13 protein-coding genes are annotated in these 12,896 nt (G+C 73.3%); 6 read left to right on the top strand and 7 right to left on the bottom strand.

The genetic code is table 11. From position 1 onward, the window contains the following. Positions 1 to 75 precede the first annotated feature (75 nt). Complete coding sequence (locus SM450_RS15345; RefSeq protein ID WP_474620405.1) at positions 76 to 651, top strand: Uma2 family endonuclease; 576 nt, start codon at positions 76 to 78, stop codon at positions 649 to 651. On the opposite strand, the gene SM450_RS15340 is transcribed toward SM450_RS15345, so the two are convergent. Beyond that, complete coding sequence (locus SM450_RS15340) at positions 632 to 1,054, bottom strand: ester cyclase (RefSeq protein WP_474620404.1); 423 nt, start codon at positions 1,052 to 1,054, stop codon at positions 632 to 634. The genes SM450_RS15345 and SM450_RS15340 overlap by 20 nt on opposite strands. A 105-nt stretch (positions 1,055 to 1,159) precedes the next feature. Between SM450_RS15340 and SM450_RS15335 the strand changes: the two genes are divergently transcribed. Further along, positions 1,160 to 2,206, top strand: coding sequence for a glutathione S-transferase family protein (locus SM450_RS15335; RefSeq protein WP_474620403.1), 1,047 nt, complete (start codon positions 1,160 to 1,162; stop codon positions 2,204 to 2,206). Between the two features lie 53 nt (positions 2,207 to 2,259). Here SM450_RS15335 and nuoH read toward each other — a convergent pair whose 3' ends face one another. Further along, complete coding sequence (nuoH, locus tag SM450_RS15330) at positions 2,260 to 3,222, bottom strand: NADH-quinone oxidoreductase subunit NuoH (RefSeq protein ID WP_474620402.1); 963 nt, start codon at positions 3,220 to 3,222, stop codon at positions 2,260 to 2,262. Next, a complete protein-coding gene (locus tag SM450_RS15325; protein ID WP_474620401.1) occupies positions 3,222 to 3,962 on the bottom strand; it encodes an NADH-quinone oxidoreductase subunit C in 741 nt (246 codons plus the stop codon). Before SM450_RS15325 ends, nuoH begins: the two co-directional genes overlap by 1 nt. A gap of 102 nt (positions 3,963 to 4,064) precedes the next feature. Between SM450_RS15325 and SM450_RS15320 the strand changes: the two genes are divergently transcribed. Further along, positions 4,065 to 5,111 carry a glucose 1-dehydrogenase gene (locus SM450_RS15320; protein ID WP_474620400.1) on the top strand — a complete coding sequence of 349 codons (1,047 nt, stop codon included), beginning with the start codon at positions 4,065 to 4,067 and terminating at the stop codon, positions 5,109 to 5,111. A gap of 9 nt (positions 5,112 to 5,120) precedes the next feature. On the opposite strand, the gene SM450_RS15315 is transcribed toward SM450_RS15320, so the two are convergent. Further along, a complete protein-coding gene (locus tag SM450_RS15315; protein WP_474620399.1) occupies positions 5,121 to 6,437 on the bottom strand; it encodes a DUF2252 domain-containing protein in 1,317 nt (438 codons plus the stop codon). A gap of 37 nt (positions 6,438 to 6,474) precedes the next feature. Then, positions 6,475 to 7,035, bottom strand: coding sequence for an NADH-quinone oxidoreductase subunit B (locus tag SM450_RS15310; protein WP_474620398.1), 561 nt, complete (start codon positions 7,033 to 7,035; stop codon positions 6,475 to 6,477). Positions 7,036 to 7,172: 137 nt separating this feature from the next. On the opposite strand from SM450_RS15310, the gene SM450_RS15305 reads away from it, so the two are divergent. The 3 genes from SM450_RS15305 (at position 7,173) to SM450_RS15295 (ending at position 9,976) form a co-directional block, all read left to right on the top strand. Further along, on the top strand, positions 7,173 to 7,733 hold the full coding sequence (locus SM450_RS15305) for a SigE family RNA polymerase sigma factor (RefSeq protein WP_474620397.1): 561 nt from the start codon (positions 7,173 to 7,175) through the stop codon (positions 7,731 to 7,733). Then, positions 7,726 to 8,931 carry a hypothetical protein gene (locus SM450_RS15300; RefSeq protein WP_474620396.1) on the top strand — a complete coding sequence of 402 codons (1,206 nt, stop codon included), beginning with the start codon at positions 7,726 to 7,728 and terminating at the stop codon, positions 8,929 to 8,931. The genes SM450_RS15305 and SM450_RS15300 overlap by 8 nt, the downstream gene beginning before the upstream one ends. A gap of 106 nt (positions 8,932 to 9,037) precedes the next feature. After that, positions 9,038 to 9,976, top strand: coding sequence for a hypothetical protein (locus tag SM450_RS15295; RefSeq protein WP_474620395.1), 939 nt, complete (start codon positions 9,038 to 9,040; stop codon positions 9,974 to 9,976). 62 nt (positions 9,977 to 10,038) lie between these two features. Here the strand turns inward: SM450_RS15295 and SM450_RS15290 are convergent, their stop codons facing one another. Further along, entirely contained in the window at positions 10,039 to 11,517 is a 1,479-nt protein-coding gene (locus tag SM450_RS15290) for a pyridoxal phosphate-dependent decarboxylase family protein (protein WP_474620394.1), read from the bottom strand. A 22-nt stretch (positions 11,518 to 11,539) separates the two neighbouring features. Beyond that, entirely contained in the window at positions 11,540 to 12,889 is a 1,350-nt protein-coding gene (locus SM450_RS15285; RefSeq protein ID WP_474620393.1) for an MFS transporter, read from the bottom strand. Between the last annotated feature and the right edge of the window lie 7 nt (positions 12,890 to 12,896).

Raw genomic sequence — 12,896 nt, 5'->3', positions numbered from 1 at the left:
GCGCGCGACCACCACCCGACTTATGGCGGCGTATCGTGAGCGCGGGGAGAACGACACACCGGGAAGGGTCTACCGATGACCGCCGCGTTGGAGAGTGACCACCCGCAGGAGCGCGAGTGGACGACCGACGATCTGGACGCGCTGCCGGAGGACGGTCGCCGCCGCGAACTGCTCGATGGAGTGCTGCTCATGTCCCCCTCCCCCACCCGGATGCACCAGAGCATCGCCGGCCTGCTCATGGCGGCGCTCGACGAGGACTGCCCAGACGGTTTCGACGTGACCCAGGCCGTGGGCGTACGGATCAACCGCACCCGCTACCTCATCCCGGACGTGCTTGTCACCACCGCAGCCGCCGCCGCCCGCGAGCCGTCCCGGTACGAGCCGCACGAGGTGGTGCTCGCCGTGGAGATCGTCTCGCCCAACACCAGGTCGATCGACCGGGTGCTCAAGCCGGCGCTCTACGCGCAGGCCGGGATCCCGTTCTACTGGCGGATCGAGATCGAGGACGAGGGTCTGGTCGTCCACACCAACAAGATCGATCCGGTGCACGAGGTCTACGCGGAGACCGGTCGGTGGACCAAGTTCGTCGACACCGGCGAGCCCTTCCCGGTGAACCTGCCGATCAGCCGGATCACGCCCCGCCGGGTGTGAGCGGGGGCAGCATCTCCACGCCGAGCTGCTGGAGCACCTGGAACAGCTCGTTGACGCTCCACACGTCGACGATCCGCCCGGCGTCGTCGAAGCGCAGGAACGACGCCCCGGAATAGCTGACCACCCGGCCGGTCGGCGGCACCGGGCCGAACTGCCCGGCCTGGGTGCCGGCCGCCCGCCAGTGCACCGCGACCCGCCCACCGCCGGCCACCACCTCGACGATCTTGTAGCGCAGGTCGGGGAACGACGCCCGCCGGTCCCGGTGCCACGCAAGCGTCGCCTCCGGCCCGGTGCCGCCCAACCCCGGGCAGTCCGGGGCCACCAACTCGTACGCGCTCTCCTCGCGGCCGGCGTTCCACACGTCGGCGATGAAGCGTCGGGCCGCCGCCTCCACATCGGTCACGGCCGGCAGCCTATGCCCTCCGCCGCCCGCCCTCTCCGCCGCTCAGCCTGCCGGGACCGGCCGGAGCGACCATGATGGGAGCGGAACTCAAACACGGAGGTGGGCGTGGGCGGCAGCGACGACGAGGTCCTCGACCGGACCGGCGGCAAGTACGTGGAACCGGGCGGCGAGTTCACCCGGGACCAGCGATACATCGCGACCCGGATCACCGCGGACGGGCGGGACGGCTGGCCGGTGGAGCCGGGCCGCTACCGGCTGGCGGTCAGCCGCGCCTGCCCGTGGGCGAACCGGCTGATCATCGTACGCCGGCTGCTCGGGCTTGAGGACGCCATCTCGCAGGCCGTAGCCGGCCCCACCCACGACAAGCGGAGCTGGACGTTCGACCTGGACCCGGGCCGCAAGGACCCGGTGCTCGGCATCGAGCGGCTCGCCGACGCCTACTTCGCCCGGTTCCCCGGCTACGAGCGGGGCATCACGGTGCCGGCGCTTGTGGACGTGCCCACCGGGCAGGTGGTGACGAACGACTACGCGCAGATGAGTCTGGACCTGTCCACCGAGTGGACCGCGTACCACCGGCCGGGCGCGCCGGAGCTGTACCCGGAGCGGCTGCGCGCCGAGATCGACGAGGTGAACGCGGCAGTCTTCGCCGACGTCAACAACGGCGTCTACAGGTGTGGCTTCGCCGGCAGCCAGGAGGCGTACGACAAGGCGTACCACCGGCTCTTCGACCGGCTGGACTGGTTGGGCGAGCGGTTGGCCGGGCAGCGCTACCTGGTCGGCGACACGATCACCGAGGCGGACGTGCGGCTGTTCACCACGCTCGTGCGCTTCGACCCGGTCTATCACGGGCACTTCAAGTGCAACAGGCAGAAGCTGAGCGAGATGCCGGTGCTGTGGGCGTACGCCCGGGACCTGTTCCAGACCCCCGGCTTCGGCGACACGATCGACTTCGACCACATCAAGCGGCACTACTACGAGGTCCACCGGGACATCAACCCGACAGGCATCGTGCCGCTCGGCCCCGACCTGGCGAACTGGCTCACCCCCCACCACCGGGAGGAGTTGGGCGGCCACCCCTTCGGCAACGGCACCCCGCCCCCGCCGCCCTCCGCCGAGGAGCGCGTCGATCCTGCCCACACCCCCCTGCGCTGACGTGTTAAGCGGGGCCCCCTCCTCTACCGGAAACGTTAAAAGGGGGCCCCGCCTTACATCGCCAGGCGGATGGCGACGGTGAGCACCAACTGGGCCAGGGCGAGCGGCACCAGGACCAGCCAGCAGAGGCGCTGGAGCTGGTCCTCACGCAGCCTGGGATAGCTCACCCGGAGCCAGATGATCACGAACGCCACGGCGAACACCTTGAGTAGCGTCCACAGCCAGCCGAGCTGCGCGTCGGCGAACGGGCCCTGCCAGCCGCCGAGGAAGAGCACAGTGGTCAGCGCCGCGATCACCACGATTCCGACGTACTCGGCGAGCAGGAAGAACGCGAAGCGCAGGCCGGTGTATTCGGTCATGTAGCCGAAGACCAGCTCGGAGTCGGCCACCGGCATGTCGAACGGCGGGCGGCGGATCTCGGCCAGCCCGGCGACGAAGAAGATCACCATGGCGGGCGCCTGCCAGAGCAGCCACCACGGACGCCACGCCTCGACGATGCCGGGCAGGCTGAGCGTGCCCGCCGCCATCGCCACCGAGGCGGCGGCCAGCACCAGCGGCAGCTCGTACCCGAGCAGTTGGGCCGCGCCGCGCAGCCCGCCGAGCAGGCTGTACTTGTTCGCCGACGCCCAGGCCGACATGAGCACGGCCAGCACCCCGATGCCCACCACCGCCAGCACGAAGAACAGGCCGATGTCCAACGGCTGGGCCACCAGGTCACCCGGCCCGAGCGGGATGACCAGCAGGACGAGCAGGTAGGGCACCAGCGCCACGGCCGGCGCCAGCCGGAACACCTGCCGGTCCGCCTCGCGCGGGGTGACGTCCTCCTTCTGCACGAACTTGATCCCGTCGGCGACGAGCTGCGCCCAGCCGTGGAAGCCGCCCGCGTACATCGGCCCGAGCCGGCCCTGCATGTGGGCCATCACCTTGTGTTCGGCCTGCCCGACGACAAGCGGCAGGGTGAGGAACGCGACGAGCACGCCGACGACGCGCAGGACCAGCTCCAACCAGTCCGGCATCAGCTCTCCCCCGCCTCGGGCTCCGGACGCGAGCCCGCCTCCGGCTCCGGCGCCGGGCGCGCCGGACGCCCGGACGGGGCCGGGCGGGCCGGGCGCTCGCGGGCCGGGCGGGCCGGCGTACCGCCGCGTGGGCCCTCGCCCGCCCCGGCCGCGCCGGCCGGCGTGGGCGTCGTCCCCCACTCCCCCGGCGCGGGTACGCCCGGCGGCCGGATCGGCCGCCGCCCGCCGCCCGCCTCGGATTCGCCCGGCTCCTTCGCGCCGGGCCACGGCTTGGCCACCCGCGAGGCGAGGACGAACTCCTTGCGCAGCGGGTGCCCCTCGAACTCCGGCGGCAGCAGCAGCGGTCGCAGCTCGCCGTGACCGGCGAAGTCGATCCCGAACATCTCGTGGGTCTCCCGCTCGTGCCAGGCGGCGCCCGGGAAGATGTCGACCACTGACACGACGACCGGTGTGTCGCGGGGCACCCGGGTCCGCAGCAGCAGCCCGTGCCGGTGCCGGACCGACCAGAGGTGCGCGACCACGTCGAAGCCGTCGGCCAGCTCGTCCACCGCCGACAGCCAGTCCAGGAAGTCACATCCCAGCTCGGCGTCGTCGCGCGCCGCGCGCACCGCGTCCGCCCAGCTCGCCGGGGGTACGTCGACGGTGGCTCGGGCGTACCCCTGACCGCCGGAGACAGACGCGGTGGCCTCGACGGGCGCGAGCAGCGCGACCACCCGACGGCCTACCTCTTCCGGAGTCATGCGCTGATCCTATGGCCGACGGCCGCGGGCCGGGTCGGGCCGCCAGGGCCGGATCCCCGCGTTGCCGAGCGGCCGGCCGGACGGCGGGGAAAGATGAGCGACGTGCGCGCTGTGACTGTGACCCCTGGTGTCCCGGACTCGCTACGACTCACCGACGACTGGCCCGAACCGCTGCCCGAGGAGGGCGCGATCCTGGTCGAGGCGCTGGCGGTGGGCGTCTGCGGCACCGACCAGGAGATCATCTCCGGGGAGTACGGGGAGGCGCCGCCGGGCCAGGAGCGGCTGGTGCTCGGGCACGAGTCGCTGGGCCGGGTGCTGGAGGACCCGACCGGCACGTTGCACCCCGGCGACCTGGTGGCCGGCGTGGTCCGTCGCCCCGATCCGGTCCCCTGCGCCAACTGCGCGGTGGACGAGTGGGACATGTGCCGCAACGGGCAGTACACCGAGCACGGCATCAAGGGGTTGCCCGGCTTCGCCCGGGACCGCTGGCGGCTGCAACCCAAGTTCGCCGTCGGGCTGAACCCGGCGCTGGAGTCGGTGGGCATGCTGTTGGAGCCGACGAGCGTGGTGGCGAAGGCGTGGGACCACATCGAGCGGATCGGCCACCGGGCCGAGTGGATGCCGAAGACCGCGCTGATCACCGGCGCCGGGCCGATCGGGCTGCTGGCCGCGCTGCTGGCCAGCCAGCGTGAGCTGTCCGTGCACGTGCTTGACCGCAACACGACCGGCCCGAAGCCGGACCTGGTCCGCGCGCTCGGCGCGACCTACCACACCTCGACGGTGGCCGAGCTGGACCTGCAACCGGACGTGGTGGTCGAGTGCACCGGCGCGCCACCTGTGGTGCTGGACGCGATGTGCAAGGCCGCCCCGAACGGCATCGTCTGCCTGACCGGCGTGTCGAGCGGCGGCCGGTCGATCAACTTCGACGCGGGCGCGCTCAACCGGGAGCTGGTGCTGGAGAACAACGTGGTGTTCGGTTCGGTCAACGCCGGCCGCCGGCACTGGGAGCTGGCCGCCGAGGCGCTCGCCAAGGCCGACCAGTCGTGGCTGAGGTCGCTCGTCACCCGCCGGGTGCCGGTCTCGGCGTACCGCGAGGCGTACGCCTCGACCGGCGACGACATCAAGGTGGTGCTGGACTTCACGCACTGAGCCGGGCGCTCAGATGCCTGGTAGCCGGCCGTTGCGGAACAGGTCCACGAAGAGCTGGTGGTCCTCGCGGGCCCGGACGCCGTAGCGGTGCGCGAAGTCGACCAGGTAGTCGACGAAACCGTCGGCGTCGGCGTCCACCGCCGCGACGATCGACTCCTCGGTGGAGTAGTCGACCAGGTCGTGGCTGGACTCGTCGTCGGCCACCGAGTGCATCCGGGCCACCGCCCGGCCCAGGTCGGTGAGCACCCCGGCCAGGTCCTCGGGCTCGTTGACGTCGGCCCAGTCGAGGTCCGCCGCGTACGGGGAGACCTCCGCGACGAGCTGGCCGACGCCGTCCAGCTCGGTGAAGCCCAGCCACGGGTCGGCGTGCGCCTGCAACGCCCGCTGCGACTCGGCGGTGCGGTGCCCCTGGTGCCGGAAGTACGACCGGACCCGCTCGTCGTCGACGTGCCGCGCCACCGCCGGCACCTGGGCCTGCTTCATGTAGATGACGACGTCGTTCTCAAGCGCCTCGGTGTGCCCCTCCAGCAGGAGGTTGTACGACGGCAGCCCGGCCGAGCCGATGCCGACGCCCTTGCGCAGCACCACGTCCTTGATGCCGGCGGCCACCGGGCGGTGCCGGGTGGTCGACTCGGGCAGGGTGTCGAGGTAGTCGCCGAACGCGGCGCAGACCAGCTCCCGGGTCACCGGGTCGATCTCGTGCACGCCGTCGCCGAGGGAGAACCGGCGCTCGTAGTTGTCGACAGTGGTCTGGGCGGCGAGGAGGTCCACCCGGGTGCTCAGCCGCGCCTGCTGGAGCACCCGGCGCAGCACCCCGTCGGCGTTCTCAAGCGTGATCGAGCCGATCGCGTCGTCCCCGCCGGCCGCGATGGCCCGCAACTCGGCCAGGTACGATCGGGCGAAGCCGGTCACCAGCTCGCCGATCACCCGGTCGGAGAGCGCCTTGGCGTAGCCGAGCAGGGCGACGCTTGCGGCGAAACGCTTCAGGTCCCAGGAGAACGGCCCGACGTACGCCTCGTCGAAGTCGTTGACGTTGAACACGAGCCGGCCGGAGGCGTTCATGTAGGTGCCGAAGTTCTCCGCGTGCAGGTCGCCGTGGATCCACACCCGGCTGGTCCGGCCGTCGAGGAACCGGTCGCTTGCGAAGTCGCCGCGCTGGTCGGCGTAGAAGAGCGAGGCGCTGCCCCGGTAGAACGCGAACGGCGAGGCAGCCATCTTGCGGAACTTCCGGCGGAACGCCGCCGGGTCGATCGCCATCGAGGCGCCGAACTCCTCGGTCAGCACGTCGACGATGAAGGCGGAACGCTTCTCCGGAGAGTCGGTCATGGTCCGCAGGCTAGCGCCGCGATGCCACCCGGAGGGCTCAGTCGACCGGCGGGCGTACCGGGGGCGCGGTGAGCGCCTCGACCGGCCGGGGAACCACGTCCGCCGGGGAGGCGAGCCGGTCCGGGCGGGGCACGCCACCGACGCCTGACTGCTCGGCGGCGATCTTCTCCTGAAGGCGGAGGATGCCGTGCAGCAGCGCCTCCGGGCGCGGCGGGCAGCCGGGCACGTAGACGTCGACCGGGATGAGCTGGTCGACGCCCTTGGTCACCGAGTAGGAGTCCCAGTAGGGACCGCCGCAGTTGGAGCAGGCGCCGAACGAGATCACGTATTTCGGTTCGGGCATCTGGTCGTAGAGCCGCTTGATCGCCGGGGCCATCTTGTCGGTGACCGTGCCGCTGACCACCATGAGGTCGGCCTGCCGGGGGCCGTGGGCGAACGGGATCACGCCGAGCCGCATGAAGTCGTGCCGGCCCATGCTCGTCGCGATGAACTCGATGGCGCAGCAGGCCAGGCCGAAGTTGAATACCCAGAGCGAGTAGCGGCGGCCCCAGTTGAGCACGAACCGGATCGGCTCGCCGAGCACGGCCGGCAACTGCACCTCGGGCCTCCCCCTGCTGTTGTCCCCGAGCCGACAGTCAACCACAGCGCCCCTGCGTCAACCCGCGCAACCGACGTGGGCGTCCGTACGTGTGACAGGTGTGACCGCGCCGGCGGCACGTTCACGGGGAGGACCAGATGACGGTGACGAGGGAGCCACGGCTCGACGATCCGCCACCGGAGGGAACGACAGGCGCACCGGACGGCCAGCAGACGGTCGACTTCGACGGCCTCTACCACGCCCACTTCCGGTCCCTGACCATCCAGCTCACCGCCTACTGCGGCGACCTGTCGCAGGCGCAGGACCTGGTGCAGGAGGCGTTCTGCCGGGCGTTCGCCCGGTGGTCCCGGGTGTCGCGCTACGACGACCCGGTGGCCTGGGTACGCCGGGTGGCCTGGAATCTGGCCACCAGCCGCTGGCGGCGGTTGCGGACGGCGCAGACCTGGCTGCACCGGCAGCGCGAGGAGCACGTGCCGGGGCCGGAGCCGGACCGCGTCGCGTTGACCGCCGCGCTGGGCCGGCTGCCCGCGAACCAGCGCCGCGCCGTGGTGCTGCACCACCTGGCCGACCTGAGCGTCTCGCAGATCGCGGCGCAGGAAGGCGTGCCGGAGGGCACCGTCAAGTCCTGGCTGCACCGGGGCCGGGCCGCGTTGGCCGCCCAGCTCTCTCCCACAGACGAGGTGAACCGTCATGACTGACCCCGACGAGGTGCTTGTGGGTGGCGAGTTCGCCGCCTTCCGTGCGGCGTACGCCCCGGTGGTCCAGCCGGCCGGGACAGCGGCGGTCCGGCAGACCGTCCGCCGGCGGCGCCGGCGTGCCGTGGTGCTCACCGCCGGGGCGGTGGTGCTCGCGGTGGCGATCCCGGTGGGCGCGAGCGGGGCCCTGCACCGGCGCGGCGGGCCGCCGCCGGAGCCCGCGCTGACCGCCGAGCCGACCCCGTCGGCAAGTGATCCCTCGCCGTCCCCGCCGGCCGTCTCCGCCAGCCCGAGCGCGACGAGCCCCACCCCGGCCGCGCCGGACGGCCGGATCAGCCGGGCCCAACTGCTGGCGGCCGACGTCGATCTGGCGGCCTGGTCCGGCGCGTGGATGCCGAAGACCTGCACCAGCCGGGACGTGCGTCTCGACCCGGGCCCGAACGTCATCGCGAGGTCCGTGCCGGTGCTGCTCGGCGACCCGGCGTACGGCGACGTCGACTCCGATGGCGTCACCGAGACGGTCGCCCTGGTCGGCTGCGCCTACGGGGAGGCGTCGGCGAAACAGCTGCTCGCCTTCGACCGGGACTCCGACGGGCGCGTGGTCACGCTGGGTCGGGTGGTCGGCACGGACGAGGGCCTGGACGACATCACCGACTTCTCGGTGCGGGCCGACGGCGCGGTCCGGGCGTACGTGGCCGACATCCAGCCCTGCTGCGACACTCCGATGTGGAAGCCACGGCACCAGTGGCGGACTTACACCTGGGCCGGCGCGAAGTTCACCCAGACGGCCGGGCCGACGGCGTTCGGCCCGGACACCCGGTCGACGGACCTCACGTTGCGCCTCGGCGAGGTGGTCCTCACGACGCCGGACGCCAGCGGGGACCGGATCGCCACGGTGACCGCCACGGTGACGAACCGGGGCCCGGTGGACGTACCCCGGCTCGGCTTCTCCGGGTTCCGACTCTACGACGTCGGCGGGCCGGCCGGCGGCGTGCTGGAACGGTGCCGCGAGGTGCCCTCGGACAGCTCGGGCGCATGCGTCCTGGACGGCCTCGCGGCCGGCGCCCGGCGGACCTACACGTTCTCGTTCCACTACACGCCGGCTCCCGACGGCGACGCCTCCCTGCGGGTCATCCACTACGACGCGCAGGACCACTGGTGGGACGACCTGAAACCGGACGACAACTCGGCCCATTTGTGACATTCCTGACAAATACTGATGCAACCGGCAGGCGGAGCGGCACGTGTGGACAACGTCGGGCGGCCGGAGCCACCGCCGCCCACCACGGGGATCACGGAGGAACTTCATGACCACACGTACGGCACGGGTCGCCACCGCGCTGCTCGCCGGGCCCGCGGCCCTGCTCGCGCTGGCCGGCCCCGCCACCGCGGCGGACCGCGCGGCGGCCGAGGGCCCGAGCATCAGCGCCGGGCGCCTGGTGTTGACGCCCACCGACCGGGGGTACGACGGGACGTTGACCGCGACGGTCACCAACCCGAGCCCGACCGACACGGGAGTGGACCTGCTCATCACCGAGCCCGTCGGCGCCTCGTTCGTCAACGTCGAGCCGGACGCCCCCTGCCTGCCGGACCGGCTGGTGCGCAACCGGGTGGCCATGTCCTGCACCGTCAGCGGGATCCCGGCGGGCGGCACCCAGACCATCCGGTTCAACTTCCACGTCTGGACCACGGCACGCGACTACCCGATGACCGCCCCCGGCGGCTCGATCGCGGTGGGACCCCGGGGCAGCACCGGGATCTCGGACACGGCCTCGTTCGAGACGCTGTTCCGGTCCACCACGGGCAGCCTCCGCCACCCCCGCGACTACCGGCAGGCCACCCTGCCGGACGCGAGCATCCGCGGCGGGGACGTGACACTGACCCCGCTTGCCGACGGACGGCTGGAGGGCCGGATGCCGGTCACCGTCCGCTACGGCAACGACGCCCCGTCGTACGGCCTGGAGGTGGCCGCGAACCTGCCGCCGGGGGTCGTCGTGTGGCGGATCGACCCGTCTGACGACCCGAGCTTCCCGGAGTCGTTCACCGTCCCGAACGGACGGTTCCTGCCCGGTGAGGAGCGCACCTTCGACGTGGTGCTCCGGGCGCCCGCCGGCACCCCGGCCGGCTCGCTCGGCGCCGGCTCGTTCACCATGACCGCCCGCTACTTCCCGGGCACCCCGGTGTCCGACGTGAACCCGGCCGACAACACCACCTCGTTCACCGTGCGGGTCGCCGACGCGGCCTGACGCCACACCCCGCCCGGCCGGCGCGCGCACGCGCCGGCCGGGCAGTTCTTGTCAACGAGGCCCTACCAGGCCGGGCGCTGGAGCAGCCCGACGAACTCCGCCAGCAGCCGCTCCCGCAGCGCCGCCGGGGCGGCGTCGAGCAGCGTGTTGACCACCGCCATCCGCTCCGGCACACCGGTGCCGTCGCCCAGGCCGAGCCCCTCGGCCAGGCCGGCCACCAGGTCCGGGGTCAGTGCCTCCGGGGTGAGGCCGCCGGCAAGCGCCAGCAGTTCCGGGGGCAGCGCCACCGGACCGGCGGCCCGGGCCGCGGCGACCGCGTCGGCAAGCGCCGGGGCGAACTCGGCCACCCGGGGCGCCACCGCGGCGGTCACCGTGAGATGCACGCTTGCCGGCAGTTCGGCGTACCGGAGTTGGGGCTGGGTATGCCAGCCGCGCGCGGTCAACTCGTCGACGAGCACGAACAGGTCGAGCTTCGGGTCGTCGGCGGTGAAGCAGACCACTGTTGACTCCGGCTCGGCCATCAGCCGCAGGCCCCCGGTCGCCCGCACCGCGCCGGCCAGCCCGGCGACCGCGTCCCGGGTCGACGCGGCCAACCGCAGGTAGCCGTCCGCGCCGAGGTGGCGCAGGGTGGCGTAGGCGGCGGCGATCGGGCCGCCGGACCTGGTCGAGGCGATCACCGGGTTGACCATCGTGTAGCCGGGCCAGTCGGCGTACGCGAAGAACTGCGGGGCGCGCAACGAGGGCTCCCGGTGCAGCAGCACCGACACGCCCTTCGGCGCGTACGCGTACTTGTGCAGGTCGACCGAGATGGAGGTGACCCCGGGCACGGCGAAGTCGAACGGCGGCACCGGCGCGCCGAGCCGGCGCAGCCAGGGGAGCGCCCAGCCGCCGAAGCAGGCGTCCACGTGACAACGCACCCCGGCCGCCGCCGCCACCTCGGCGATCTCCGCCACCGGGTCGACCACCCCGTGCGCGTACGACGGCGCGGACGCGACCACGAGCACCGTCTCCGGGCGGATCGCGGCGGCCATCGCGGCCACCTCCGGGCGCAGCGTCACCGGGTCGACAGGCACCGCGTCCAGCTTCACCCGCAGGTAGTGGGCCGCCTTGGCGAACGCGGCATGCGCGCTGGCCGGCACCACGATCCGCGGCTCGGCCAGGTCCGGGCGGGCGTCCCGGGCCGCCTTGACCGCCAGCAGCAGCGACTCGGTGCCGCCGCCGGTGACGCTGCCGACGACGTCCGGCGCGCCGGTGCCGGGACCGCCGCCGAGCAGCCGGGCGGCGGCGGCGACGAGCGCGTTCTCCATCGCCAGCAGCGACGGGAAGGCGGTCGGGTCGAGGCCGTTGACGTGCGCGCTCTCCGCGTAGGCGGCCTGGGCCAGCTCGTCCAGCCCGGCCACGCCGGGGTCGTAGACGTAGGCGAACAGCCGGCCGCCGTGCGTCGGGCGGTCGGTCGCCCGCAGGGCCCGGATCTCGTCCAGCACCCGCGCGGCGGGCAGCCCTTCGGCGGGCAGCGCGCCCGTTCCTGCCGGGTCGGTCATCGGGTGTTCCTCTCGGGACGGATCACGCCCGCGCCGCCTGCGCGGCGCTGGCGGTGAGCTGGGCCGGGGTGAGGGTGTAGCCGCGCAGCAGCGCCACCGGGGCGGCCACCAGCAGGGCCGGCAGGACGGTGAAGCCGAGCAGCACACCGAGCCGGGCGGCGGCCGGTTGGGCGGCGGCGGACCCGGTCGACGAGGAGACGTAGCCGGAGAGCTGGAGCACCAGGCCGTAGATGCCCGGGCCCAGGGCCAGGCCGAACGTCTCCCCGGCGGTCCACAGCCCGGTGAACACGCCGGCCTGGCGGCGACCGGTGCGCGCGGTGTCGTACGCGATGCAGTCCGGCAGCATGGCCAGCGCGAAGACCTGCTGGCCGGCGTACCCGACGCCGATCAGCGCGACCACCGCGTACACCGCGGCGGCCGGCAGCGCGGGCGCGGCGACCAGGGCGAGCGCGCCGGCCGCGAAGAGCAGCGACGCGGCGACGAGCGACGTGCGCTTGCCCAGCCGGGCGCCGGCCCGGCTCCAGAGCGGCATGACAAGCAGCGCCGGCGCGACGAAGCAGGCGAACAGCAGCGTCGGGCCGCTGTCCGGCGCGCGCAGCACCTGGTCGGCGAAGTACTTCACACCGGCCAGCACGGTGGCCACCCCGGCGGACTGGATCACGAAGCAGACAAGCAGCACCCGGAACGGCCGGTTGCGCCCGGCGACCGTGAGCTGGGCGCGCAGGCTCGGCTCGCTCTCCCCCACGGTCCCGGCCGGCGCGGACCGGGTGCCCAGGAACGCGCCGACCGTGCCCACCACGATCAGCGCCGCGACGAACAGGCCCATCCACCGGTGGCCGGGGACGCCGTCGCCGCCGGCGGCCACCACCGCCGGGGCCACCGCGCCGGAGACCAGGATGGCAAGCGCCAGCACCGCGACCCGCCAGGTCATCAGCCGGGTACGCTCCGCCGGGTCGGCGGTCAGCTCGGCCGGCATGGCGACGTAGGGCACCTGGAAGAACGCGAACGCGGTGGCGGTGGCCAGGAACGCGAGCGCCACGTACGCGGCGGCGGCCGGACCGGTCGCGAACGGCGCGGCGAAGATCGCGGCGAACAGCGCCGCCAGGGCCAGCCCGCCGCCGAGCAGCCAGGGCCGCCGGGCGCCCCAGCGGGAGCGGGTCCGGTCGGAGATCCGCCCGGCCACCGGGTTGACAAGCACGTCCCACGCCTTCGGCAGGAGCACCAGCAGCGCGGCCACGCCGGCCGCCACGCCCAACGTGTCGGTCAGGTAGGGCAGCAGGAGCAGGCCGGGCACGGTCCCGAACGCGCCTGTGACAAGGGAGCCCGACGCGTACCCGAGGTGCACCCGGCGGGGCAGGCCCGAAGCGGTCATGGAGCCG

The organism is Micromonospora marincola (genome assembly GCF_056150385.1).
The sequence above is the reverse complement of the archived record's forward strand: the minus strand, read 5'-3'. Positions and strand labels throughout refer to the sequence as shown.